Origin of the sequence: Clostridium sp. Marseille-P7770 (genome assembly GCF_902143525.1) — a bacterium.
Taxonomy (GTDB): Bacteria; Bacillota; Clostridia; order Lachnospirales; family Lachnospiraceae; genus Pilosibacter.
This window is the reverse complement of record NZ_CABFVC010000002.1, coordinates 572,633-599,461: the sequence shown is the minus strand read 5'-3', so window position 1 is coordinate 599,461 and position 26,829 is coordinate 572,633. Positions and strand designations below refer to the sequence as shown.

Here is a 26,829-nt window from a genome sequence, read left to right as displayed (position 1 = left end):
AGATCCTCCCCTTCAGACGTGATCTCACATTCTCAAATGCGTTGTTGCGTTACGCTTTAACGCATGTAAGTGAAACTGTCCTTATCATACACCTATACGCCGGATTCGTCAAGCTTGATTTTTCTGTTTTTACCTTTTCTTGTTACAGTACACGGGCACTCTATGCCCGCGCACTGTAGCAGGATTTTGCCGATGCTTCGCATTCCGAATCGGCAAAATCCACGACCACAACGTTATCATACGGAATTTTCAGTTCAGAAAATTCCTATCCGTGAAAAGTAACCTTTTCTCAATATCCCACAATAATTGTAGGTTTTCCACAATTTGTCAGACGATTTTTGTCAGGAAACGGAATCCGTTTTATCCGCAAAAACTTTCAGGAATCTCTCCCCATACTTCGCATACTTAAATTCCCCGACTCCGGAGACCGTCAGCATTTCTTCCTTATTCTTCGGTCTGATCAGACACATATGCACCAGAGTCTTATCAGAAAATACGATATACGGTGGAACCTTCTCCTCCCGCGCGATCTCACGGCGCAGTTCTTTTAACCGGTCAAACAGTGTCGTCTCCGCCTCCGTAAACGACTCGGTACCGGCTGCCATCTTTGTCTTCTTCGCGCCGCCGGAGATCTTCCCCGTCTTCACTCTCTCCTGCTCCTTCGGAAGCTTCATCATGACCGTCTCACCGTCGTTTAAAAGCGCTTCCGCATTCTTTCCCGGCTTCACGATCGCGTACTCGTCAGAGGTCACCACCAGATATTCTTTTATCTGCAGAAAATTTAAAACCTGTCTTAACCGGTAGACCGGGACTTTTGCCAGTTTTCCGTAAAAGGAATTCTCATCCATGTGATAATTCCTGACCTTCGCCGTCGAAGCTCCGTGCACCGTATCGAGGATCACCGTTGTCCCGTACCGCCCGCGGCACTCCGCGACGCAGCCGACGATGGCTCTCGCGATCTCCGTCACATCCGTCTCCTCAAACTGTGTCTTACAATTAGAACAGTTTCCGCAGTATCCGCTTCCGTACTCCCCGAAATACCGGAGAATATACTCCCTGAGGCAGTCGTTCGTAAAGCAGTAGAATGTCATCTTTTTTAACCGTTCCCGGTCGCGGTCCGCAACGATCTGCCTTGTCACATCGTCGAGCTCTTCGTTGTCACGGTTGTTGTCGATAAACATCTGGTTCGTCACGACATCCCGCCCGCCGTACAGGAGCAGACAGTCCGCCGGTTCCCCGTCACGCCCTGCGCGCCCGGCTTCCTGATAGTAACTCTCCATATTTTTCGGCATGTTGTAGTGGATCACAAAGCGGACATTCGATTTGTCGATCCCCATTCCAAACGCGTTTGTCGCCACCATGATCTGGGCGCGATCGAAGATAAAATCTTCCTGATTCTGCTTTCTCTCGCTGTCGGAAAGTCCCGCATGGTATCTCGTCACGGAGAATCCGTCCTTCATCAGCTTCTCCGTCACTTCCTCCACGAGTTTTCTCGTCAGGCAGTAGACGATGCCGCACTGTCCTGCATGTTCTTCGATATACGTTTTTACCGCCGCATATTTATCTTTCGGGCTCTGAACCTCAAAGTAGAGATTCGGGCGGTCAAATCCCGTCGTCGTCACGACCGGATCCTGCAGCTTTAAGAGATCGATAATGTCATCCCGGACTTCCGCCGTCGCGGTCGCCGTAAAGGCGCTGACGACCGGGCGCTCCGGAAGTGCCCGCAGGAATTCCTCGATCTTTAAGTATCCCGGCCGGAAATCCTGGCCCCACTGGGAGACGCAGTGCGCCTCATCGACCGCCACCATGGCGATCTTCGCATGGACGGCAAAATCAAGAAATTCCGGAGTCAGAAGCCGCTCAGGAGCGACGTAGATGATCGGATACCGTCCCTCTCTCGCATATCCGAGCGCCTTATAATACTGTCCCGCCGTCAGAGAACTGTTCAGGTACGCAGCATGAACGCCCGCCTGGTTCAGGGCGCTGACCTGGTCTTTCATAAGTGAGATCAGGGGCGAGATCACCAGCGTGATCCCCCCGTTTGCCCCCGCCATCAGAGCCGGGATCTGATAACACAGGGACTTTCCTGCGCCCGTCGGCATGATCCCCAGCACATCCCTGCCGGAAGTGATCGCATCGATCATCTTCTCCTGCCCGTCCCGGAACGTGTCATAACCGAAATATTGTTTGAGAACCTCATATTTATCCATAAAAGTAATGATCCCTTTCCACACCCGCCAATTGCTGCCGGGAACCTTTTTATCGTTGATCTGTTGGCTGCAGCTGGTGAACCGCTTTCCAGTTGTCTGTCCATGATATCACTCTCCCACCGCCCCCGCAAGTATGACCGGCATTAAAATTTCATAAACAAATCGGTAACCGTTACAGTACACGGGCACTCTATGCCCGCGCACTGTAACAGGATTTTGCCGATGCTCCGCATTCCGAATCGGCAAAATCTGCGACCATAACTGTATCATACGGAATTTTCAGTTCAGAAAATTCCTACCCGTGAAAAGTAACCGGCAACCACTACTGTATGATACAGAATTTTCAATTCAGAAAATTCCTGCCTGCGAAAAATAACTTTTTATCTCATCCACGGCCCGCCGCTTTTTATCTTGTAATCTCTCCCCGATATTGCTATAATTGGATACAATACAAAGATACTCAAAAAGAGTGATTGACGGAGGAGAAAACATGAACTTTTTAGAAGAGCGCATCGCAAAAGACGGTGTGGTAAAAGAAGGAAACGTATTAAAGGTTGACAGCTTTTTAAACCATCAGATGGATATCGAGCTTTTTGACGAGATGGGTGCGGAATTCAAGCGCCGTTTTGCCAATGAAAATATCAACAAGATCCTGACGATCGAGGCATCCGGTATCGGTATCGCCTGTATCGCGGCAATGCACTTCCATGTGCCGGTCGTATTTGCAAAGAAATCCCAGAGCATCAACCTAGACGGCGAAATGTATGTGGCGGAAGTGGAATCCTTCACCCATAAATGCAAGAACCAGGTTATCGTCTCCAAAAAGTTCCTTTCCCCGGACGATCATGTTCTGATCATCGACGACTTCCTTGCGAACGGCTACGCGCTTCAGGGACTGATCTCGATCGTCCATGACGCAGGCGCTACCGTTGAGGGAATCGGCATCGCGATCGAGAAAGGATTCCAGATCGGCGGACAGGTCATCCGAAATCTCGGCTACCACTTAGAGTCCCTGGCGATCGTAGATTCCATGGATCCGACCACCGGAACCGTTAACTTCCGAAGCCAGGAATAAAACAGAATGTGCCTCGGCACATTCTCGCGCCGAGCGCGGTCGCTTGCGACAACCATCATCTTCGCGCGAGTGCGCATCTTAGGCACGCAGTGCCTTTTTATTTAACAGGAAGTTCCATCGGAATTTCCTGTTGAATAAAAAAGAACATCCTGCAGTCAGTACCCAATGTACCGGCCGCAGGATGTTTTTTTATTTTTTCCTGTCAGTTTTCTCATTCATCTCGTTCCCGTTTTTCGCTTCTGTTCCGCTCTTCTCCTTCGGAAGCGGGATCGCGAGAACGGTCTGGATCACCTTGTTCTCCACCTTCATGATCTTTAAGAGGTAATCCCCGATCCTGACACTTCCCTTCTCTCCAACCTTCGGGATATGTCCGATCCTCGATACCATAAAACCGTTCAGGGTATCAAAATTGTCCTTATCTTCCTTATCAAATTCCACTCCGAGCGTCTCTTCCACATCGTCCAAAAGTGTGAGACCCGTGAGCTCATATGTACCGTTCTTCCGGGATACGATATCCGGCTCTTCCTTGTCGTACTCGTCGAGGATATTTCCGACGATCTCCTCGAGAATGTCCTCCATCGTGACGATGCCGGCAAGCTGACCATACTCATCCACCACAAGTTCGATGTGGATCTTCTGGGACTGCATCTCCTTAAAAAGAGCGTTGATATTTTTCGTCTCGGGGATGAAATGAGGGCTTCTCAAAAGTCCCTTGATCTTTGCGATCGGCGTGTTCAGATGGTCCTTGGAATCCGTATAGTGGAGCATGTCGCGCATGTGAAGGATGCCGATGATATTGTCGATATCTTCGGAATAAACAGGAAATCTCGAATAATTTGCTTCCTTCACAACGAAATCGAGCGCTTCCTTCAGAGTCATCTCCCCGTCGAGTGCGATGACCGCGGTCCTGTGTGTCATGATATCCGCCGCCACCTTATCGTCAAACTCAAAGATGTTCGTGATCATCTCCGCCTCGCTGGCCTCCAGAACGCCCTGTTCATGGCCTTCATTGACCATGTACATGATATCTTCCTCAGTCACGTTGTCATCCTTCTCGCGGATATCGATCCCAACCGTCTTTAAGGAAATATAGGCAAACTGGTCCATCAGCCACGCAAACGGAAAGAGACATTTTGTCACAAGTTCCACGAGCGGCAGAACTTTATAACAGAAGCGGATCGGGCTCTTTGCCGCGATGCGCTTCGGGATCACGATCCCGAGCCCCGTGAGCAGAAATGCGATCCCGACGAGTCCCGCAATGTAGGCGATCCCCACCGCTGCCGGATGCGGGATCTGTGTATGCGTCCCGATTAAAGCCATGAGTTTTTTTACCACAAACGCCAGCGAGGACGCGCCCATCGCAAGCGTCAGGATGCTCGTCGCGAGCTGGTTCGTGCGGATGAAGAGATACGGGTCTTCCTGTATCTTTAAAAGTTTTTCCGCCCGCTTGTTTCCTTCGTCGCGCTCATCCTCCAGCGCACTGGTGTTCAGGGCCTGAACGGCCGCACCGAATCCGTACATCACCGCAAACAGGATCACTGATGCGGCAAACAGAACAATTCCTATCCATGAATTGCCATCGTCCATGAGATTTTCCAACACTCCTTTATCTTTCCATAACTATCCTATTTTTTCAGTTACTTTTTTCCGTATTTCGTCCACTATAACATCTATTTCCATGCCCGTCAAGGAATCATTCCGCCGTATCACTTTTCACGTTACAGTACACGGGTCCTCCATGCCCGCGCACTGCAGCGCCAAACTGCGATTATGTAGCAGTTTTTTCTCCCTGCACGGTCCTCAAAAACCGCCAAGTTCCAGACTCACCTTCAATGCGTCATTTACCTGGTCCAGCAGGTCCCCGTCAAGATGGCAGATCTTTTCCCTTAATCGCTGCTTGTCGATGGTCCTCAACTGTTCCAGGAGGATCACCGAATCCTTCATCATGTCGCAGTCCCTCGCGGATAGCTCCACATGAGTTGGAAGCTTCGCCTTATTCATCCTCGATGTGATCGCCGCACAGATCACAGTCGGACTGTGTTTGTTTCCCACATCGTTCTGGATGATGAGCACAGGGCGCACACCTCCCTGCTCAGAACCTACCACCGGTCTTAGATCCGCATAATAAATATCGCCCCGTCTGATGATCACAAGTCTCACGCTCCGTCTGAATTTCTGCGGAGAGTCCGGGGCTGCTGTCAAAGCCATAACGGTATCTTTTTTGACAGCTTCCCCGACATTTCCGTATTCAGAGTGTTCCCCACTTATGATATTTTATTCAGAAATCGCGGCGGCGTGCCGGTCAGAATCCGACATACTCCTCATCCGGGCAGTTCATGATCCCGAGGACCTTTCCGTTCTTCACATACACACGCGGAACCCGCTTTCCGATCAGACACGGGATCTCGTAATGGAAGCCGCCGGAAATCTCTGCGATCTCCTCCATCGTGATCTCTTCCTCCCCGTCTCTTCCGATCAGGGTCACAAGATCTCCCTCTTTGGCCTCCGGAATCCCGGTAAGATCCACCATGAACTGATCCATACAGACGCGGCCGAGGATCTTCGCGCGCTTTCCGTGGATCAGCACTTCCCCGCGGCCGGACAGGTTTCTCGGATATCCGTCCCCGTAACCGGCGGAGACTGTCGCAATCCGCATCGTCCGGTCTGCCTTGAACGTTCCTCCGTAGCCGACTTCAGTTCCAGGCCCGATCTCCTTGATATACGTGATAAAGCTCTTCAGTGCCATCGCCGGCTTCATCGTGAGGATATCCTTTCTCACCTCATCCGACGGGTACAGACCGTAGACCGTGATCCCGGCGCGGACTGCATCCATGTTCATCTCCTGCATCTCCACGATCCCGGCACTGTTGGAGCAATGGCAGACCGGAACCTCCACGCCTGCTGCCTTCACAGCATCACAGAAGTTCTTAAACCGGTCATACTGCTGTCTCGCACCAGTCTTATCCGCCTCATCCGCTCTCGCAAAATGCGTGAACATGCCGTCGATCTTCACTCCCGGAAGCGCCGCGATCTTTTTTACCATCTCTACGGACGCCGTGTCCGGTCTGAGTCCGATCCGGCTCATTCCGGTATCCACCGCGATATGGACGTGGACTGTCTTTTCCAGCTTTTCTGCAGCTTCTGACATTCCCTCTGCCTTATCCAGTTCAAAGACCGGCATGCAGAGCTCCTGCCGGATGCACTCCTCGTATCTCGGAGCAGCGACCGGACCGAGGATCAGGATCTCCTTCGTGATCCCGTGTTTCCGCAGCTGCACACCTTCCTCAACGGTCGCGACCGCATATCCGCATACAAAGCGGTCGATCGTCTTCGCGACCGGAACGGCGCCGTGTCCGTAAGCATCCGTCTTCACGACTCCGTACATTTTTGTCCCCGGGCGAAGATTTTTCTCCATCGCCTCCATGTTTTCCTCTATATGACCCAGATCGATCTCTGTATAAATTCTGTCAAATTCCATTTTCTCTATCCTCCGAAAGGCAATCCGCGATCTCCCCGGCAAGGACTGCGTGAACGCCAAAGCGCTTCGCCGCCTTTTCCCCTGCCAGACCGTGCACATAGACTCCGAGGGAAGCCGCATCGCTCTCCTCAAGCCCCAGCGCGATCAGTCCCGCGATCACACCGGTCAGCACATCCCCGGAACCTCCCTTTGCCATAGCGGGCGTCCCACTTCCATTGACAAAGGTCTTTCCGTCTCTTCCCGCGATCACGGTCGCCGCGTCCTTTAAGACGCAGACCACTCCGTACTGATCTGCAAACTCTCTCGCTGCACGGATCGGATTTTCCTTGATCTCCTCTATCTGAATTCCTGTGAGCCGCGACATTTCCTTCATATGCGGCGTCACGATGATATTTTCTGTAAAATAACCGGTGAGTTCCCGGTACTCCGCGGCGAGATTCAGCGCGTCCGCGTCAAGAATGATCGGCACATACGCGTCCTTTAAGACGTTTTCCACCATGAGCCGCGCATGATCCTCCATGCCGATCCCCGGCCCCAGAACGATCACATCCGCCCATTCTGTCTCCCTTGCGATCTTTCTCGCAAAGCTCTCCGGATCTTTTCCGGCTTCTCTCGCATCGTAGGTGGAAAGGATCGCCTCCGGGAGTTTTTCCTGGACGATGATCCTGTTTTCCTCCGGTGTAAAGATCTTCACGAGTCCGGCTCCCATCCGGTATGCCGCTCTCGCTGAGAGGCAGGCTGCTCCCGCCATGTTCTTTGCCCCCGCCATCACGAGGACTTTTCCGTATGTTCCCTTGTTGGAATCCGGCGTCCTTTCCGGGATCCTCAAAAGATCTTCCCGATCAAGCATCTGCACGTGTTTTTCCTGCTCCGCGCTGTTCTCCGGCACAAAACCGACGTCCCTGACCAGAAGCTCTCCGCAGTATTCTCTTCCCGGGAACAGAACCTGTCCGAGCTTTTTCATTCCGAAAGTGACCGTCACATCCGCGCGGACCGCGTCCCCCATGACTTCTCCTGTGTCGGAGCTGATGCCGGAGGGAATGTCCACAGCGATCGTCTTCATATCCTCATTGCGGTTGATCCAGTCAATGAGCTTTTTGTATGCACCTTCCACATTTCTCGAAAGACCGATCCCGAAGACCGCATCCAGGATCACGCCGCGGCATGCGTTCGCCTTTGTCACCGTCTTTGCAAACGGATGCGCCGGGGATCGTTTTTCTTCTGCATCCGGCAGTTCTTCCGCCGTCATCACCGGGATCCCCAGCCGTTTCACGATATTTAACTGGGCTTCCAGCTCTTCGCTCCCTTTTCCGTCCCGTCCCGGGAACAGGATCTTCACATCATATCCCTTTAAGAACAGCATCCTGGCGGCGGCCACTCCGTCTGCCCCGTTATTTCCAAAACCGCAGACGGACCAGACTGTCTCTGCCTGTTCTCTCTTAAGGATCTCTTCCGCTTTCTCCGCAACGGCAAGAGCCGCCCGCTCCATCAGCACCAGGGACGGGATCCCGTACCCCCTGATGGACCTGGTGTCAAACGCTTTCATTTCTTTTCCGCTCAGAACTGCTTTCATCCGGCATCCCCCTCTCCGACGGCAAACGCCATCGCATGGTCCTTCGTGTCAGAGATCGACACTTCGATCGTCCTGATCCCGAGCTCCTCCGCCTTCATCTCTGCTCCCGCATGAAGTTCGACATACGGCTTTCCAAGCGGGTCCCTTAAGACCTCCACATGGACCGGCATAAAGTCCCGGAATCCCGTTCCAAACACCTTCGCTACTGCTTCTTTAACCGCAAAAGTGCCGGCAAGGACCCGGGGATCACCCTTTGCCTGCCGGCGCTCGCGCTCGGTATAAATACGCGTCAAAAAAGCCTCTTTTTCACAGGCTTTTTTCACACGCTCAATTTCGATCAAATCACAGCCAACTCCAATCAACATGTCTCATTGGTTCCCGTCTGTTCTGCTTTTTCCTTTGCTTTCCGCTCCCGCTCATCCTGCATGCTGCAGACACGGTAGGAAAGACGCATCAGGCTCTCGGAAAGATGCACATTCTCAACGACTACATCATCCGGCACATTTAAGTCTGTATGGGCAAAATTCCAGATCGCCTTGATCCCGGCTTTTACCAGGCGCTCCGCGATCTCCGGTGCTTTGGACTTCGGGATCGTGAGAGCCGCGATCTGTACTTCATTGTCGACAATAAACTGCTCCAGGTCATCGATCCCACGGATCTCGACTCCGCGGACCACAAGACCGATCAGGCGCGGGTTGATATCGAACATTCCCTTGATCATAAAGCCGCGCTTCTCAAAATTTGTATAGTTGGCGATCGCCTGACCCAAGTTTCCGGCGCCGATGATAATGAGGTTGTGCTGTCTGTCAATCCCCAGGATCCTTGCGATCTCAGTGTAGAGATATTTCACATTGTATCCGTATCCCTGCTGTCCAAAGCCGCCGAAATTGTTAAGATCCTGACGGATCTGGGACGCTGTCACCTTCATTCTGGCACTCAGTTCGTTGGAAGAGATCCTCTCGATCCCCTCCTCCATCAGTTCGCCCAGATATCTGTAATAACGCGGAAGTCTTGAGATTACCGCCTTTGAGATCTGTCTCTCGTCTGTCATTTTCTAGTTCCACCTTCTCAGTATAACGCTGTCTTTTATTATACCTATATCTATATTATTTGTCAAATCTTTGTCAGTAAAATACGCAAACTGCCCAGACGGAAAAATGCCCCGCCCGAAATCTCCCCAGACCGAACGAAGCATTTTTCAAATGAGTATATCTGAATAAAAAGAAAGTTGTCTAGATAAAAACTACTGTTATGCGTACTGAACGAAATATCCGAAGATCAGGATCGCGGATCCCAGAAGCATCCAGATTCCGAACAGTTTTCCCATAAACTTCATCCAGCGGTCATAGCCGATTCCGGTAGCGCCAAGGAATCCCATGAGTGCGGATGCATGCGGAAGAACGTAGTTGCAGAAGCCATCACCAAACTTATATGCGAGAACTGCAGTCTGTCTTGTCACACCTGCGACATCTGCGAGCGGAACCATAACCGGCATGACAACTGCTGCCTGTCCGGTACCGGATGTTACGAAACCGTTGACGATCACGTTCATGATGAGCATGACTGCCGGTTTTAAGAAGTTCGGGAACAGGGACAGCATATTGGCAAGTCCGTAAACAACGGTATCAAGAACTTTTGCAGACTGAAGGATCAGGGCAACCGTTGCGCCGAGACCTACGATCAGAGCCGCAGAAGTCATATTTTTCGCACCTTTTACAAAGTTTGTAGCGATCGTGCTCGGGTTGTAGCCATAGACAAGTCCGCCGATAAATGCCATCCAGAACAGGCATACTGCGGTTTCCACAAGACCCCAGCCGCGTGTGATGCAGCCGTACATTAAAATACCGAAGGAAACAAGAAATACTGCCAGGACCAGCGAATGCGGCATTTTAATTTTTTTTTCATAGTAATATCCCCCGTTCCCAGGTTCCGGCAGACAGGGATCCTTTTGGGAGATCCCTTCCGGCCGGTGTTTTCTTTCCAGTTTCTCTGAAACTTTTAAACTTCCGAATTCTCTTTTGCCAGATTTTCCTTGAACTCTGTTTTCACACGGTTTAAAAGTTCCGGATCTTCGATCAGCTCCAGCGCGGTTCCTGCAAGGATCTTGGCTCCGTAGACTACGGCATCGTGAGCTGCATCGGTCTTTCCGGCCGCAATATATTCCTGGGAATGCGCTGCCGCTCCCGGATCCACAAAGGCAATTCTCGCGCAGGTCCCTGGAACCCGTCTCATGACGTTTCCAAAATCTGTGGAACCGGTTTTTTCTCTTGCCGGGGCAAGCTGCGGTGCGTGAAGCTCTTCTGCCTGTTTCATGACGAGATCGTTCAGAGTGAGAACCGGGATCTTGTTATCCACCTTCTTCTCCTCGATGATCTCCACCTCGGTCTCCGTCATCATGGCCGCGCCCTTCAGTACCTTCTCAAAACGCCTGCACACGGTGTCAAGGTAGGCCCGGTTGTAGGAGCGGACATAGACGCTCGCCTCCGCGTACGCCGGAACCACATTGGCCGGTGTCCCGCCGCAGTTGACCACTGTATAGTGGATCTTCACATCGGAATTGACATGTTCTCTCAAAAACTCGATTCCCTGGAATGCCAGGATCAGTCCGTCAAGAGCACTTCTTCCTTTTTCCGGACGGATCGCCGCATGAGAGCTCACTCCATGGAAGATCACCTTGTATTTGGAGTTCGCGAGAGATTTTACGTCCACCTGGGTCGCCGGTCCCCCGTGCATCATCAGTGCGACATCGAGTTCCTCGAATGTACATCCGTTCTGGATCATCCGGATCTTTCCGCTGACGCTCTCCTCCGCCGGTGTTCCGTAAACCGTGATCGTATACGGTTCTTTGATGTCGGCATCCTTTAATGCCTTTGCTGCTGCCAGGATCGATGGGCCCTGCATGTGATGTCCGCAGGCATGTCCGATCCCGGGCAATGCGTCATACTCACAGAGAAGGCCGATATTCGGTCCACCTGTTCCATGACTGTAAACGGCCTTAAATGCGGTCTCGACTCCGACAACTCCCCGTTCTACCTGAAAGCCTTCCTTCTCGAGCCAGTCTGTCAGGACCTTCTGGGCATGGAACTCTTCCATTCCGATCTCCGGATGGTCGAAGATGTCATCCGCCATCGCCGTCATCTCGTTCCGGATCTCATCGATCTCCCGGAACATGACTTCCTTCAACATAAAAAAGCACCTCCGTCGTTTGATACCTGAATGATACCAGACAGACGTGGTGCCTGTGAAATATATAAAATTTAAGATGACTATTTGCTGAGAAATTCGCTCCCATGCTTTTTCAGGATTTCCACCATTCCTCTCATGTAGGCAGGAAGCTCACTTCCGTTCTTAAAAGCCACGACAACATCGCGTCTGTGGCGCTCAATGTCCAGAATATAATAGTTGACCGGTTTCCGATAGTGAAAATTTGCCGCATACGCTTCCCGGATAAACGTGATCCCCAGTCCCTCCGCCGCCATCTGGACTGCCGTCTCCATGCTGCGGATCACTCGGACTTTTTTCGGTACTACTCCGTAATGTTTCAAGATTGCATCCTCGATCCCGCGGCTGCTCTGCCACGCCGTGTGAAGGATCAGAGTCTCCCCGTTGAGATGTTCCGGTTTGAGTTTCCGATACCTGCTGCCCGGAACATATTCCGCCTTCTCATTAATCTCGTGACAGGCCGGAACCGCCACAAGGAATTCTTCCTGAAACAGAAGCTCCGTATCCATATCACCTTTTACATCCGATCGGTTCAGGACGACCATATCAAGCTCTCCGTTTTTTAACAGTTCTCCCAGGTCTGTGAGATTCCCCTCCCGGATCACCAGGTCGATCTCCGGCCATGTTTTCTCGTACTCCGCGATCACCGGAGGTAAAAAGAAACAGCCGCGTCTCTGGGAAATTCCCAACCGGATCCGCCCAGCTGTTTCCCGGGTGATCTTTTCAATATCTTCACAAAATTCCCGCTCCAGCTCCAGCATTTTCTTTGCCTTTTCTAAATACTGTTCTCCGGCATATGTCAATGTGAACTTTTTACCGCTCCGGTCAAACAGTGGGATTCCCAGATTTTTTTCAAGATTCGTGATATAGATGCTGAGTGCTGGCTGGGAGATATAGAGGCGTTCCGCCGCTCTCGTAAGATTTCCCAATTCTGCCAGTGTACAGACATATTTTTGTTCCCGAAGATCCATGAGTTGTCTCTCCTCCTCCGTATTGTCTCTATTCCTCTGATCACCACAGATTCGCGATGTGTTTTTATATTCATTATTGTATCATCTTAACGAAAAATTGACAAACCTTCTCCCTTTTGTCCGGACATATAAATAACTTAATCTGATCATTTATTCTTCTTATGGTTCACTCTGCAAAAAGAAAAATGCCCCGTCCGAAATTTCCCCAGACCGGACGAAGCATTTTCCTTTGAGTATGTCTGTATTCGTAAGCATTCAATCCTGCATTCCCACAGGGCCGAGAGCTCACTCTGTATAAAAGCCTGCCCCTTTTGCAGTGTGGGCTGTTAGACAGTCATGATCATTCTGCAAGTTCTTCCCACTTTTCATAGAGAACTTCCAGTTTTCCTGCGATCTCCTCTTTTTCCTTGTTTAACTCCATGAGTTTCGCAACGTCGGAGAATACGCTCTCATCGCAGAGGAGGCCGTCGATCTCCCCGTCTCTTGTCTCCAGCTTGTGGATCTCATCCTCGACCTTCTTTAAATCGTTCTGGCGTTTTCTCTGGCGGGCCTGTTCTTCCTTCTGGGCCTTCCAGTCGAGCTTTCCGCCGGCATCCGCTGCGCTGCTCTCCGCAGGCTTTCCGGCAGTCTCCGCCGCCGCTCCTGTCTTCGACGCGCCGAATACGACGATCCCGCCGGCACTCTCCGGCGCCTCGTTTCCGAAATGGGCCGTCATCATCGCGTCATGTTTTTCCAGATAATAATCGTAATTTCCGATATAATTCATCATCCGCTTTCCGGTGAGATCCAGGATCCTCGTTGCGGTCTTGTTGATAAAATAACGGTCATGGGAGACATAGAGCACAGTTCCGCCGTAGTGGCTCAGCGCGTTCTCCAGAATCTCCTTCGATGTGATATCCAGATGGTTTGTCGGCTCATCGAGGATCAGGAAGTTCGCCTCGGAGAGCATGAGCTTTGCAAGCGACACACGTCCTCTCTCACCGCCGCTCAGATCCCCGATCCGTTTAAACACGTCATCCCCGGTGAACAGGAACGCCGCCAGCGTACTTCTGATCTGTGTGTTGGACATTCCCGGATATGCGTCGGAGATCTCCTCAAACAGCGTCTTTTCCATGTGCAGGACCTGATGATCCTGATCATAATAGCCGATGTGGACTCTGGAACCCAGAATGATCTCACCGGCATCCGGCTCGACAAGACCATTGATAATCTTTAAGATCGTCGTCTTTCCCGTTCCGTTATCCCCGATAATCGCCACGCGCTCGCCGCGCTTGACATCAAAGCTGAGGTCCGTAAACAAGGTCTGGGTGCCAAAGGACTTCGCAAGTCCTTTGACCGTCAGCACATCATTTCCGCTCAGGATATTCGGCTCCAGGCGGATGTCCATTGCATCGTTGACCTCCGACGGCTTTTCCAGGACCTCGATCTTGTCGAGCATCTTTTCGCGGCTCTCCGCCCGCTTGATGGACTTCTCCCGGTTGAAGGACTTCAATTTCTCGATGACCGCTTCCTGATGTTTGATCTCCTGCTGCTGGTTTAAGTACGCCTTCATCTGGATCGCGCGCATCTGCGCCCGCTTCTCACTGTAGGCCGTATAGTTTCCGGAGTACACGATCGCATGTCCGTTGTCCAGCTCGATGACCTTTGTTACGATCTTATCGAGGAAATACCGGTCATGGGCAACGATCAGGACCGCTCCGCGGTAATTTAAGAGATATGTCTCCAGCCATGCGATGGAGGACATATCCAGGTGGTTCGTCGGCTCATCGAGGAGAATGATGTCCGGATTTGTGAGAAGAAGTTTACCCAGAGAAACTCTTGTCTTCTGTCCGCCGGACAGTGTGGAGATCTGTTTGGAAAACTCTTCCTCCGTAAATCCGAGTCCCTTTAAGACTCCGACGATCTCACTCTTCCAGGCATAGCCGTTGATGAGCTCAAATTCGTGGCTCAAGCGGCTGTACTGGTTCATCATGGTCTCCAGCGCTTCCCCGGAGGCCGTTTTCATCGAATTTTCCAGATCTCTCAGCCGGTTTTCCATCTCGATGACCGACTTTTTCGCATCGAGCATCTCCTCATAGATCGTCCGGTGACTTAAAAGATCCTGATTCTGTGCCAGATACCCCAGTGTCTTTCCGCTTCCCAGCACGACCTCGCCGGAATCCGGTGCCAGCTCACCCACGATGATCTTTAACAATGTTGATTTTCCGGCGCCGTTGATGCCGACGATCGCCGCTTTTTCATGATCTTCAATATGAAAGGAAGCGTTCTTGATAATATCGTCGCTTCCGAACGATTTGCAGATATTGCTGCAGGATAATATCATAAAATCCTCCTGTTTCTTGTTGTACAGCCGCTATTTCCTTCGTTCATACGGCTTCTGTATTTTTCCAGACGACGTTTTTCTTCCTCGCACAACGGTTCCGTTCCTGCACCGTCATGCATAAAAATCTGTCGTTAATCTTTTCATTGTTGTCCTGAAAAAAGGATTACTCTTTTTCACAGAATTTCTGCCTTTTCTCAACTTCTGCGTTACGCCCACGGGAAATACGGCCACACCGCCGCAAGAAAGATCGCCGGCAGCAGATTCGCCACCTTGACCTTCTTTCCCCAGATCAGGTTCACTCCGACGCAGAAGATCAGGACCGATCCTGTCAGGGACATGTCCGCCAGTCCCTCATCCGTCAGGAACGGCTCGATCACCTTCGCAAGGAGCGTCATCGCCCCCTGGAACATCCCGACCGGGATCGCCGAGAAAATACAGCCTTTTCCCATGGACGCCGTCATGATCGCGACGATGATCATATCGAGAACAGCTTTTGCCGTGAGGATCGAATAGTCGCCGTAAATTCCGTCCCGGATCGATCCGACAACCGCCATCGCTCCGATACAGACGGTCAGGGAAGCCGTCACAAATGCATCCACGAACGCATTGTCGCCGTCACTTTTCGTCTTCTCCTTCAGCCATTCCCCGAACCGTTCCATTTTCGTGTCGAGATCGATCCACTCGCCGAGAACCGCCCCGACAGCAAAACAGGCGATCATCATCATGGATCCCGATGAAGAAAGCCCGTTTTCCGTCAGTTTTAACATCTGCTCCATACAGCCGGAGACTCCGATAAACAATACGCAGAGCGCCGACGCCATCATCAGGTTGCTCTGATAACGCTCCGTCAGTTTCTTTCCAAATAATAACCCCATCACGCCGCCCGCGACGATCGCAGTGACATTGATGATCGTTCCAAGCCCGAACATAGTTGTCTCTTTTCTTCTGTCATGATATCACGATCCGAAGTTTTCACACTTTTGGCTGCTTATCCGGTGATCGTGATCCGCATTTGCTGTTTTCCGGCAATCTGCAGGCTTTTTCCCTCTCCTGCGCTCGTGATCGCCTGTATACATGCAAATTGAAGTATAGCACAAAATCATATTTTCGTCTATCTCCAAGTTTTCCGGTCTCGGCATTCCCCGACATTCTGCCAGACGAATGACACCGGCAATGGAAAGGCGATTCGTCCCACTTTCCCTGCCTGTTCATAGCAAAACAACTGGAAATTCCACCCATTATTTAAAACGACCTCAGGTCAAGCCCTTATGATTTTCATCAGGATCCTGACACAGAGGTCGTTTTCTGCGTTTATACTGATTTTTTAATCTTCTTTTACCTTTTCTTCCCATCTGCTCCTTCTGTAATACAGGAAGGAAAGGATCGCGCATACGATCCAGCCGACCGGATATCCCATTCCGACCGTATACTCGTTGAATGCGATCTTTGTCACGAAGAAGAGATAGATCTGTCTGCAGACAACGAAGCTGAAGAGCATGATGCACATCGGTCCCTTTGCATCCCCGGATCCTCTCAAGGAACCCGCAAGGATCTGGTTGAAGGAACTACAGAAGCGGAACGGGACCGTCATCAGGATAAATAAGGTTCCATAGTGCAGCACATCCGGATCCTGATTGAAAAGAGATACCAGGAATCTTGCGGAAAGTGCCATCGCGCCGGAAATGCAGATCAACACGCCAACACCCATGAACACTGCCTGTTTGACGCCGTCTCTCGCACGCTCCACGTTCTTTGCGCCGAGATTCTGTCCCACGAACGTTGTCGCAGCCTGTCCCATACTCTGGGCAGGCAGGATCGCGAACTGATCGATCTTTGAATGGCAGCTCCATCCCGCCATGATAACAGAAGAGCCAAGTCCATTCACATACGACTGCACAAGCGCATTGGAAAACGCAGTAAGTCCCTGCTGGATTCCCGCCGGAAGACCGATCCGGAAGATCTCACCGAGGCAGGATTTATTGATGTGAAGGTCCCGAAGAACAAGGCGATGTGCTTCCTTCGTCCTCATAAGAGTCGAGCACGCAAGAGCAGCGGAAACTGCCTCGGCGATCACCGTAGCGATCGCGACACCGCTGATCCCCCAGCCAAATTTCGCAACAAAGAGAATATCCAGAGCGATATTTAAACAGCTGCTGATGATCAGGAAATTTAACGGGCGCTTCGTGTCGCCCACAGCCCTTAAGATCGCACTGCTCATATTGTAAAGAAAGAGGACCGGAACTCCGGTAAAATAGATCTTTAAATACTCTCCCGCCGGTCCGATCACATCATCCGGCGTTGACATCCACTTTAACATCAGCGGGACAACCCAGACCGAGATCAGGGAGACAAAACATCCGACGATCACTGCAAACAGGATCGTCGTCTCGACCGCCTCGTGGAGCTTTTCATGATTCCGGGAACCGAAACACGTGCTGATCACAACTCCGGCACCGATCGAGATCCCATTAAAGAAGTTTACCAGCGTATTGCAGATCGCCGTCGTCGCGCCGACCGCAGCCAGGGCCGATGTTCCGAGATAGTTTCCCACGACAATGCTGTCCACTGTGTTGTAGAGCTGCTGGAAGATATTTCCCATGATCAGCGGGATTGCAAAAAGAACCAGCTGTTTCCAGATCACGCCCTGTGTCATATCGATATTGCTTTTTCTGCCGGATGTAATTTTTGACATTCTTTTGTCCCTTTCTGCGATCGCATGTGTACGAAATATGTAAAATCTGCCGTCATTCTGTAATATCTATGTAAATCATACGGGATTTTCCGTTAAAAAGCAAGCTGTTCTCTTTTGTTGATCCCACAGGAAATTTTTGTATCCGGCACATGATTTTTTTGTACCCCGTTCTTCTGGTCTGCCCGGGCATTCTTTTCTCCTTCAGAAGCTTTCTCTGGCTTTTTCTCTCTTGTTCAAAAGAATGTGCCTCGGCACATTCTCGCGCCGAGCGCGGTCGCTTGCGACAATCTTCATCTTCGCGCGAGTGTGCATCTTAGGCACGTAGTGCCTTTTTGTTTAACAGGAAGTTCCTTCGGAATTTCCTGTTAAACAAGAAAAGGACAGGATCCCTTTTCGGTACCCTGTCCTGTCTTTCCCATCTTTTTATTTTATGGCCGTGATTTCAGGAGTTACTCCCATGCCGGGATGTAAGCTCCCTTGTAAGTGTCCTCGATCACTTTTGCAACTTCCGGTGTACGGAAATAATCGACTACTTTCTTGTAAAGCTCGTTGTCCTTATCAGCTGTTCTTGCAACGATGATGTTGACGTACGGGTTGTCAGATCCCTCTTCCACGCTCTCAAGGAAGATCGCATCTTCCTTCGGGTTTAAACCGTTGTCAACTGCGTGACCGCCGTTGATGACTGCTGCTGCAACGTCCGGAAGAAGGCTTGCTGTATTTGCTGCCTCAACCTCTTTGATGTCAAGGTTTAACGGGTTCTCTGTGATGTCTTTCTTTGTCGGTGTGTAGCCTGCTGCCGGATCAACCTTGATCAGACCTGCGGACTCAAGAAGTTTTAATGCACGGCCGCCGTTTGTAGCGTCATTCGGGATCGCGATGATATCACCGTCCTTGATCTCGGATACGTCCTTGATCTTGTTGGAGTAGAGGCCTAACGGAGCCATGATGGTCTCACCGATGATAGAAAGATCATAACCGTTGTTCTTGCAGTCATCCTCAAAGTAAGCGATGTGCTGGAAAGAGTTCAGATCGATCTCACCGTCATTTAATGCACGGTTCGGAAGCGGATAATCTGCAAATTTTACAAGCTCAAGGTCGATGTTCTCTTCAGCAAGCTTGTCGATGACCGGCTGCCACTGCTCGTTGTTCTCACCTACAACACCGAGTTTGATGACTGTCTTCTCGCCGGAGGCTGCTGTTGTATCAGCTGCTGCCTCAGAACCGGCTGCGGTTGTATCGGCTGCTGCCGCTGTTGTCTCTGTCTTCTGGCTGCTGCCGCATGCGGTTAAGGATAATGCTAAAACTGCTGCTGCGCCAAGTGCTAAAACTCTTTTCTTCATAATTTTTCTCCTCCTGAACTTTCTTTGTCGCCGCCCGGTTTCATCCGCATTCGCTGTGCAGACCGGACAGTTCCTTTTATTGATACGGTCCGGAAATAGTTCCGCTCCGTTTCAAGCAATTTTAATCTGAAACCACCGTTCTAGTGAGTCGTCTTTTTAATCACATAGGAACCGGTACTCTGGATCAGACTTACCATGATCAGAATGATGATGACGGTCACATAGGTGACATCGGTCTGCCCTCTGGAATGACCGTAACGGATCGCGAAATCGCCGAGTCCACCGCCGCCGACCGCACCGGCCATCGCGGTAAGGCCGACCAGGCTGACAAATGTGATCTGCATTGCACGGACGATCCCCGGGACACTCTCCTTTAAGTATACCCGAAAGATGATCTCCCACGGGCTGTTTCCCATGCTCTCCGCCGCTTCGATCAGACCGTAGTCAACTTCTGCGAGCGCACTCTCGATCTGTCTCGTAAAGAACGGGACCGTTCCGAAAATAAGCGGTAAGATCGCACCCTTTGTACCGATCGCTGTTCCGACGACCATACGGGTCAGCGGGATCAGCGCTGTCAGAAGGATTACGAACGGGATCGAACGGAAAATGTTGACCAGCTTATCCAAAATATTGAAGATCACCTTGTTTTTCAGGACACCCTTCGGAGCTGTCGCAGTGAGGATGATCCCAAAGAAAAGTCCGAACACCATGGAGATCGCACCTGATACGATGACCATATAAATCGTCTGACCGAAGCTTTCGAAAAGCTCATCCGGCTTTGACATGACATTCGGGATAATCGCATTTAAGAAATCAAGCATTCTCGATCACCTCCACTCCAACGTTCTTCTCCTTCAGATATTCGATCGCGGCTTCGATATTCTCCTTCGTTCCGCTTGCGATCGCCACTGTTCCGCCGATCGGGGCGTCCTGAACGATCTCGATATCAGCGAAGATGATATTCAGATCCACGCTGAATCTTCTGGAAGCTTCGGAGATCAATGCCTCCGACGTATTCTTCTTAATGTAATTCAGACGCAGAATCTTTTCACCCGGCTTTAACGCAACAAGCGGTGACTTCTCCTCGACCAGCTTTTCGATCTTCTGAAGGTTTGATGTCGTGCGGATGAAGTCTCTCGTGATCCCGGCCTTCGGTGCTGCAAAGATCGAGTAGACATCGCCTTCCTCCACGACATTACCGTGTTCCATGACGGCTACGCGGTCACAGATCTCTTTGACGACCGCCATCTCATGGGTGATGATCACGATGGTAATGCCGAGCTTTTCATTTAAGTGTTTTAAGAGCTGTAAGATCGCCCCCGTCGTCTGCGGATCCAGGGCGCTCGTCGCCTCATCGCAGAGGAGAACTTTCGGATCATTCGCAAGCGCTCTCGCGATCGCGACTCTCTGTTTCTGTCCGCCGGAAAGCTGACTCGGATACGCATTCTCTTTTTCTGCGATATCGACAAGCGCTAAAAGCTCCCGCACTTTCGCCTTGATCTGTGCTTTGGAAAGTCCGCTTCCCTTTAACGGGTAAGCGACATTCTCTCCGACTGTTCTGGATCTCATCAGGTTGAAATGCTGGAAGATCATTCCGATCTTCTTTCTCGCTTCCCTGAGTTCTTTCGCCGGAAGATCCGTGAGAACTTTTCCGTCAACCGTGACGGTTCCGCTCGTCGGTCGTTCCAGTAAGTTGATACATCGCACCAGTGTGGATTTTCCGGCACCGGAGAATCCGATGATACCGAAGATCTCACCACTCCTGATATGGAGTGTGACATCAGAGACCGCATGGACTTTTTCCGCACCGGTATCAAACGTCTTTGTAATATGGTCTAACTGAATCAATTTTATCCTCCCATGTACGTGCCAGCCGTACATTTTCTAATCTCTGTGTGTGCTAATAAGATACCACGTTTTAACCTATTCGTCCAATATAGATAAGAAATAAGTTATTATAGGTTTTTTCTATAGCAAAGCCTTTTTTATCAATTTTTCCGGCTGTGGCATTCATCTGTCTTTACCAGGTGAACATTCATGGCCGATCGCCACCTTTTTGTGCGCCGTAGGAATTACTCCAAATTTTTCCGACACGCCAAAAGACTGTGCCTCAGCACATTCAGGCACCTCGCGAGGTCAATTCCCGCCACACAAAAAAGTACGGGGCAGCTACCATGTTCGCCGCCCTGTACTTCGTGTTCTGATCTATTTCTCTTTTCTTACGCTTCTTCCACAGCCTTCACAGCCTGATCAAGGAAATCCGCCTTCACATACTCGACCGTTCCCTCATCGACAGCCTTTGCGATCTCAGGACGGATCGGGATCTGCGCGAGAACCGGAATTCCGTATTCTTTCGCAACTTCCTCGATACGGCTCTCTCCGAATACTGCGATCTTCTTTCCGCAGTCCGGACATTCGAGATAGCTCATATTTTCAACAAGTCCGAGGATCGGAACGTTCATCTTTTTCGCCATGTTGACGGCCTTCTCAACGATCATGGAGACAAGCTCCTGCGGGGATGTCACGATGATGATCCCGTTGACCGGAAGTGACTGGAATACAGTAAGCGGCACATCGCCGGTTCCCGGAGGCATATCAACGAACATGTAGTCGATATCCTGCCAGAGTGTCTCACTCCAGAACTGTTTTACCGCACCGGCGATCACCGGACCACGCCAGATCACCGGATCTGTCTCATTCTCCAGAAGCATATTGGAGGAGATCACATCGATCCCGGTGGAGGATGTCGCCGGAACAAGGAGTTTTCCGTCCGGTGTCACGGTCACGCCGTCATGGATCCCAAATGCATTCGGGATCGACGGTCCTGTGATATCGGCATCAAGGATTCCGACTTTCGCACCTGTCGCGCGCATCCGGCATGCCATTAAGGATGTAACTAAAGACTTTCCGACGCCGCCTTTACCGCTGACTACGCCGATCACTTTCTTTACGGAACTCGCCGGATTTAACTTCTCAAGGAAGCTCTGCGGCTCGCTCGTTCTGCTTCCGCAGTTTGCGGAGCAGGTTCCGCAGTTATGGGTACAATTTTCTGCTGTTTCGCTCATTACTATCTCACTTTCTAACTGTTATTCAGGCGTAACTGTTCAGTACCCTCACAGTTACGAGCAAAAATCCATTCCAGATCGGCTTCGCCGATGGGATTTTTGCCTCCAGACCTGTGCTTTATTACGGTCAGCGCAGCAAGTGCGCAGACCTACTGAATAGTTACATTCAAGCATACATTCTGCCTTGCATTTTATGTACAGAGCATAACCTGATCGTCCTGTACTGCTCTCCGGATCTTATTCCTTGAGTCCTGTCTCGATCAGATTGCAGACTGCTTCAATGGCCTCTTTCTCGTCCGGTCCGTCACAGTGGACGGTGATCTCATCGCCGCAGCGGATCCCGGATGCCATTACGTTTAATACGCTCTTCGCGTTGATTTCCTTTTCTTTATAAAAAATCATCACTTTAGAATCGAACTTCATGGATGTCTGGCAGAGCAGTCCCGCCGGGCGAAGATGAAGACCGGTCGGGTTTACGACTGTAACTTTTCTTTCTACCATTACCTAATTCCTCCTATTCTGATTGTAAGTTCATAAACAAGTAAAAACCGCCCCAAATGACCATTCCTCATTTACGACGTTTTTATTCATGACCAGGCAGTTTCATTGTATACTACAATTTCCCTAATGTCAACGGAGCATCCCCCGGAATCGTTTGACATTTTCCCCTCACCGGGCTACAATCAAAACAATATCGTGCACAAGCAACGTGTCCGGCCAGCCTTCACGATCCTGTCCCGACTGGAATGCCGGCACGTCCAAATATCCAACGAGGAGTTTTCCCCAATGAAAATACTTGCCCCAAACTTATATAAGATCATCCTGACGAACAAAAACATGAGGACTTCATCCAGAAACCTCTATATTATAAAAGGCAGTGAACGAAGCCTCATGATCGACACCTCCTGGAACGTGCCGGAGTGTCTGTCGGAGATGGAACAAGCCCTGAACGAGCTCTCCATCGACTGCAGGGATCTCGACATCTTCGTGACCCACAATCATGTAGACCACAGCGGCTATGTCTCCTTTTTCACCGACCGCGGCGCCCGGGCGTTCATGAATCCGGTAGAGATCGCAGCCTCTTCCGACCGCTACCATCGTTTTTATGAGGACAATGATATGCGCCGCTCCTACACGAGTGAGGTCGGAGTCACAAAAGAACGGACTCCGGACGCATGGCAGGAGATCAAGGCAGGCGCCGACCAGCTCGCCAGGGATAACAACGTGAATTTCGACTTTCCGTTCACTCCCATCGCCCCCGGAGACCGTCTTTCTTATGGCGGTTACGACTTCGAAGTCGTCTCCCTTGCCGGGCACACCTCCGGTCAGTGCGGTCTTGTTGACCGAAATGCGAAGTTATTCTTCTGCGCCGACCAGGTGATCCTCGGCCTTGTTCCCATCGTCATCACCTCAGGAAAGGATCAGCATCTCCTCACCGAATACTTCGCTTCCCTCAGGGAACTCGCATCTGATTACAGCGGATACCGTTTTCTCCCGGGGCACTACGGTGAATTCACAGAGATCAAAGAAGAGGCCGACCGGATCATCGCCGGATACGGGGAGCGCTGCACACAGCTCCGTCAGGCACTGGCAGAGAGTAATCGCCCGATGACTCTCCTGGAACTCGACCAGGCGCTCTACATCCAGCGCATGCAGACATACCGCTACTCCTTCCTGTTCTCCTATCTTCACACCTGGCCAAAGCTCTTTTCCTGCCTGGACTGGCTTTTCGAGACCGGTGTGATCGACCGCACGGAACAGGACGGAGTTTTGTACTGGTCTCTCCGGTGACGCCTATTCGCTGCGCCCGGTCCTCTCCTCCGCCTCTCTCTTCGAGAACACGCACCCACAGTAATTCTGCCGGTACAGCGCGTGTTCTCTGGAGAGCTCCGTGGATCGCTTATATCCGTTTTTCTTCTTGAAATCCGACGGCAGAAATTCGATGCCGTACTCTTTTCCCATCTCTTCCCCGATCCGGTTCAGCCGCTCCGCATCTTTTAACGGGCTGATCGTGAGGGTCGTTGTAAAGAAATCGAACCCGCCGGCTTTTGCCTCCCTCGCAGCCTCGGAAAGGCGGAGTTTAAAGCATTCCGTACACCGTGCGCCGCCTTCCGGCTCCTGTTCCAGGCCTTTTGCCGCCGCGTAGAAATCGTCCGGCACATACGTTCCCGCCACGAAATGGATCGGATGGCGGTCCGCCTCGTTTTCCCACTCTCCGTTGAATTCCCGGATCAGGCGCTCCTGCTCCGAAGTCCGTTCCTCGTACTCAGAAGGCGGATAGATATTCGGATTATAATAAAAGACCGTGATCTCAAAATACCGGGAGAGGTATTCCAGGACATAACTGCTGCAAGGTGCACAGCAGCTATGGAGAAACAGCGTCGGCACCCCTCCCCTGCTCTGAAGTTCCTCCAGTTTTTTTTCTAATTCTTTCTGATAATTTCGTTTATTCATAAATTCTCCAATGATAACAAGCGAAAACACGCTTCGCGAGTTTCCCCTTGTTATCGTGACAGTCGCCAAAGTCTTGCGCAAGCGCAGACTTTGGCTCGTTGTTCGCGTAAATAAAGGAAGAGAAAAAAGGCAGCCGGATCTTCTCCTGCTGCCTGTATCTCTTTTTCGGATCCACCAGACACATCCGCACCTGCGATCCGCTTTCATCTTTTTTGAAACGAGTTTCTACAGGAAATCCCTGATCCGTTTGCTGCGGACCGGATTTCTGAGTTTCCGGAGCGCCTTCGCCTCGATCTGGCGAATACGTTCTCTCGTTACGTTGAACTCTTTTCCTACCTCTTCAAGTGTTCTCGGATGTCCGTCCTCAAGACCAAATCGAAGCACGATGACCTGACGCTCTCTCTCTTTGAGATCGCCTAATAATGCATCGATGTGCTCTCTCAGCATTACAGACTCTACATTTCCCTCCGGGGTAACTGCGTTGCTGTCCGCAACGAAATCGCCCAGGTTGGAGTCATCCTCCTCACCGATCGGAGTCTCCAGGGATGCAGGTTCTCTCGCGATCTGCATGATCTCCATGACCTTGTCCTCTGACATATCAAGCGCTTCCGCAAGCTCTGTCACGGACGGCTCATAGCCAAGTTCCAGGGTCAGCTTTCTCTGCATCTTTGACATCTTGTTGATCGTCTCTACCATATGAACCGGAACACGGATCGTTCTCGCCTGATCTGCAAGCGCTCTCGTCACGGACTGACGGATCCACCAGGTTGCATATGTACTTAACTTATATCCTTTTGTATAGTCGAACTTCTCAACGCCCTTAATAAGACCAAGGTTTCCTTCCTGAACAAGATCCAGGAAACTCATTCCACGTCCTGTATAACGCTTTGCGATACTTACAACAAGACGCAGGTTTGCCTCGATCAGGCGCTCTTTCGCAGACTCATCTCCCTCTGCCTTTCTCTTCGCGAGACGAAGCTCCTCATCCGCGGAAAGAAGCGGCACAGTACCGATCTCCTTTAAATACATGCGGACCGGATCTTCTGTTCCGATACCTTCCAGAAGGTCGATGGCGTCTAAGTCAATGTCCTCTCCGTCCTTGTCTTCACGGTAGTCATCATCCAGATCGTCCAGAAGCATGGAATCATCCGCAAGCATTGCGTCATCGATTACCGGCACAACATCAATATTGTTATGCTCCAGGTAATTATAAATTTCGTCCATCTGCTCCGGTCCGAGGTTATCTCCGGCAAAAAAGTCGTTGATCTCCGTCGCGTCAAGGGCATTCTGTTTTGACTTGCCGAGTGCGACAAGTTTCTTAAGTTTGTCTAAAAATACTTCTTTTTCCACTGAATAACGTCCTTTCAGGTTGGGGCTTGCTCAAACTGCTCCACGATAGTTCATTATATACCATCCAGCGACATTTTTCAACTTTTTTCCTTGAATTTTTCACTGATTTTTAGCATATTCGAAACATCTCATGCCGCTTTGCGATCAGTTTTCCGTCTTCTCTTCCTTTTTTTCCGGTTCCGGGCTGCAGCTCAGAGTGACTGCTTCCTTTACATTCTCGATCTTCGCCTCTTTTACCGCCCCGCCGAACTCACCGTCGAGGACCCACGGGACATCCTCATCTGCAGTCACCGTGAATTTTGATGACTTGAACCGGATCATATCCTTATTTTCCTGTTCCGGGAACAGGAGGAGTCCGCTTAAGATGTTTGGAAGGTCCACCGGTGACTTCGGTGTCCGGATAAACAAGCCCTCAAACAGACCGTCATGGAACGAAACATCCTTAGGAGCGAGTCCGCTGAATCCGCCGACACTCGTGGTATTTGTCACCATTCCGAAGATAAATTCCCCGTCTGCCTCGCCGTCATCCCATGCAATATGCATTTTATAAGACTTCAGCTTTCCCAGCGCCTTGATTGATTCCAGGATATACGCCTGATGTCCGAGAACATTTTTGACATCCTGCGGCGTACTGTAGGAAACCTCAGTAAACGCTCCGAACGCTGCGATATACACAAAATACCTCTGATCCCCGAATTTTCCGATATCGACACCGTAGGATTTACCGCTCACCACATCCCGCGCTGCCTCCGTGAGGTTTGCAGGGATCTTTAAACTTCTTGCAAAATCGTTCGTGGAACCGGACGGAAGATACCCGATCTCCGGTCGTTTTTTTAACTTCATGATGCCGGAGATCACGCTGTTTAATGTGCCGTCCCCGCCGCTGCAGACAAAAAGCTCTACCTCACTGCCATACTCCTCAGCGATCTTTGCCGCATCTCCCGGCTCCTGGGTCACATAGACGGACGGCAGATAACCTGCCCTGCAGAAGATCCCGAGGATATCGGATAACTGATTTTTAATAGCTTCCTTCCCTGAACGGGGATTAAAAAGAAATATCATTTTTTTCATCATGA

23 protein-coding genes are annotated in these 26,829 nt (G+C 50.9%); 2 read left to right on the top strand and 21 right to left on the bottom strand.

Annotated elements, in window-relative coordinates; translation table 11 throughout:
- Positions 1–341 precede the first annotated feature (341 nt).
- The gene (gene recQ / locus FN001_RS06535; protein ID WP_142411213.1) at positions 342–2,210 is read right to left on the bottom strand and encodes a DNA helicase RecQ; all 1,869 of its coding nucleotides are present in this window, start codon (positions 2,208–2,210) and stop codon (positions 342–344) included.
- Between the two features lie 490 nt (positions 2,211–2,700).
- On the opposite strand from recQ, the gene FN001_RS06530 reads away from it, so the two are divergent.
- Entirely contained in the window at positions 2,701–3,285 is a 585-nt protein-coding gene (locus FN001_RS06530; RefSeq protein ID WP_142411212.1) for a xanthine phosphoribosyltransferase, read from the top strand.
- A gap of 189 nt (positions 3,286–3,474) precedes the next feature.
- Here FN001_RS06530 and FN001_RS06525 read toward each other — a convergent pair whose 3' ends face one another.
- The 17 genes from FN001_RS06525 to FN001_RS06445 all read right to left on the bottom strand — a co-directional run bounded on the left by FN001_RS06525 (position 3,475) and on the right by FN001_RS06445 (position 22,450).
- A complete protein-coding gene (locus tag FN001_RS06525) occupies positions 3,475–4,872 on the bottom strand; it encodes a hemolysin family protein (RefSeq protein ID WP_142411211.1) in 1,398 nt (465 codons plus the stop codon).
- Between the two features lie 213 nt (positions 4,873–5,085).
- Positions 5,086–5,436: a type II toxin-antitoxin system PemK/MazF family toxin gene (locus tag FN001_RS06520; RefSeq protein ID WP_118531922.1), complete on the bottom strand. Its 351-nt coding sequence runs from the start codon at positions 5,434–5,436 to the stop codon at positions 5,086–5,088.
- Between the two features lie 151 nt (positions 5,437–5,587).
- Positions 5,588–6,763 (bottom strand): alanine racemase, encoded by a 1,176-nt coding sequence (gene alr, locus FN001_RS06515; protein ID WP_142411210.1) that lies wholly within the window; start codon positions 6,761–6,763, stop codon positions 5,588–5,590.
- The gene (locus tag FN001_RS06510; protein ID WP_142411209.1) at positions 6,753–8,336 is read right to left on the bottom strand and encodes an NAD(P)H-hydrate dehydratase; all 1,584 of its coding nucleotides are present in this window, start codon (positions 8,334–8,336) and stop codon (positions 6,753–6,755) included. The genes alr and FN001_RS06510 overlap by 11 nt, the downstream gene beginning before the upstream one ends.
- Complete coding sequence (acpS, locus tag FN001_RS06505; RefSeq protein WP_118296894.1) at positions 8,333–8,701, bottom strand: holo-ACP synthase; 369 nt, start codon at positions 8,699–8,701, stop codon at positions 8,333–8,335. The genes FN001_RS06510 and acpS overlap by 4 nt, the downstream gene beginning before the upstream one ends.
- Positions 8,695–9,387: a redox-sensing transcriptional repressor Rex gene (locus tag FN001_RS06500; protein ID WP_118531806.1), complete on the bottom strand. Its 693-nt coding sequence runs from the start codon at positions 9,385–9,387 to the stop codon at positions 8,695–8,697. The genes acpS and FN001_RS06500 overlap by 7 nt, the downstream gene beginning before the upstream one ends.
- Before the next feature lie 198 nt (positions 9,388–9,585).
- Entirely contained in the window at positions 9,586–10,224 is a 639-nt protein-coding gene (locus FN001_RS06495; protein ID WP_243121951.1) for a Na+/H+ antiporter NhaC family protein, read from the bottom strand.
- A 110-nt stretch (positions 10,225–10,334) separates the two neighbouring features.
- Complete coding sequence (locus FN001_RS06490; RefSeq protein WP_142411208.1) at positions 10,335–11,522, bottom strand: M20 family metallopeptidase; 1,188 nt, start codon at positions 11,520–11,522, stop codon at positions 10,335–10,337.
- Positions 11,523–11,602: 80 nt separating this feature from the next.
- Positions 11,603–12,529, bottom strand: a complete 927-nt coding sequence (locus FN001_RS06485) for a LysR family transcriptional regulator (RefSeq protein WP_142411207.1) — start codon at positions 12,527–12,529, stop codon at positions 11,603–11,605.
- Positions 12,530–12,869: 340 nt separating this feature from the next.
- Positions 12,870–14,852 carry an ABC-F family ATP-binding cassette domain-containing protein gene (locus FN001_RS06480; protein ID WP_142411206.1) on the bottom strand — a complete coding sequence of 661 codons (1,983 nt, stop codon included), beginning with the start codon at positions 14,850–14,852 and terminating at the stop codon, positions 12,870–12,872.
- A 206-nt stretch (positions 14,853–15,058) separates the two neighbouring features.
- Complete coding sequence (locus tag FN001_RS06475) at positions 15,059–15,781, bottom strand: DUF554 domain-containing protein (RefSeq protein WP_142411205.1); 723 nt, start codon at positions 15,779–15,781, stop codon at positions 15,059–15,061.
- 395 nt (positions 15,782–16,176) lie between these two features.
- Positions 16,177–17,544: an MATE family efflux transporter gene (locus tag FN001_RS06470; protein ID WP_243121950.1), complete on the bottom strand. Its 1,368-nt coding sequence runs from the start codon at positions 17,542–17,544 to the stop codon at positions 16,177–16,179.
- 449 nt (positions 17,545–17,993) lie between these two features.
- Entirely contained in the window at positions 17,994–18,884 is an 891-nt protein-coding gene (locus tag FN001_RS06465; RefSeq protein WP_118727844.1) for a MetQ/NlpA family ABC transporter substrate-binding protein, read from the bottom strand.
- A 140-nt stretch (positions 18,885–19,024) separates the two neighbouring features.
- The gene (locus tag FN001_RS06460; protein WP_142411204.1) at positions 19,025–19,705 is read right to left on the bottom strand and encodes a methionine ABC transporter permease; all 681 of its coding nucleotides are present in this window, start codon (positions 19,703–19,705) and stop codon (positions 19,025–19,027) included.
- On the bottom strand, positions 19,698–20,732 hold the full coding sequence (locus FN001_RS06455; protein WP_142411203.1) for a methionine ABC transporter ATP-binding protein: 1,035 nt from the start codon (positions 20,730–20,732) through the stop codon (positions 19,698–19,700). Before FN001_RS06455 ends, FN001_RS06460 begins: the two co-directional genes overlap by 8 nt.
- 371 nt (positions 20,733–21,103) lie before the next feature.
- Positions 21,104–21,949, bottom strand: coding sequence for an Mrp/NBP35 family ATP-binding protein (locus tag FN001_RS06450; RefSeq protein ID WP_118531816.1), 846 nt, complete (start codon positions 21,947–21,949; stop codon positions 21,104–21,106).
- Between the two features lie 237 nt (positions 21,950–22,186).
- A complete protein-coding gene (locus FN001_RS06445) occupies positions 22,187–22,450 on the bottom strand; it encodes an HPr family phosphocarrier protein (RefSeq protein WP_118297848.1) in 264 nt (87 codons plus the stop codon).
- Between the two features lie 285 nt (positions 22,451–22,735).
- On the opposite strand from FN001_RS06445, the gene FN001_RS06440 reads away from it, so the two are divergent.
- Positions 22,736–23,740 carry an MBL fold metallo-hydrolase gene (locus tag FN001_RS06440; RefSeq protein ID WP_185911854.1) on the top strand — a complete coding sequence of 335 codons (1,005 nt, stop codon included), beginning with the start codon at positions 22,736–22,738 and terminating at the stop codon, positions 23,738–23,740.
- 3 nt (positions 23,741–23,743) lie between these two features.
- On the opposite strand, the gene FN001_RS06435 is transcribed toward FN001_RS06440, so the two are convergent.
- From FN001_RS06435 to FN001_RS06425, 3 genes are all read right to left on the bottom strand, one after another.
- Positions 23,744–24,403, bottom strand: a complete 660-nt coding sequence (locus FN001_RS06435) for an epoxyqueuosine reductase QueH (RefSeq protein WP_142411201.1) — start codon at positions 24,401–24,403, stop codon at positions 23,744–23,746.
- A gap of 225 nt (positions 24,404–24,628) precedes the next feature.
- Positions 24,629–25,753, bottom strand: a complete 1,125-nt coding sequence (gene rpoD / locus FN001_RS06430) for an RNA polymerase sigma factor RpoD (RefSeq protein WP_118297844.1) — start codon at positions 25,751–25,753, stop codon at positions 24,629–24,631.
- A gap of 144 nt (positions 25,754–25,897) precedes the next feature.
- Positions 25,898–26,827 carry a diacylglycerol/lipid kinase family protein gene (locus FN001_RS06425; RefSeq protein WP_346011239.1) on the bottom strand — a complete coding sequence of 310 codons (930 nt, stop codon included), beginning with the start codon at positions 26,825–26,827 and terminating at the stop codon, positions 25,898–25,900.
- Positions 26,828–26,829 lie beyond the last annotated feature (2 nt).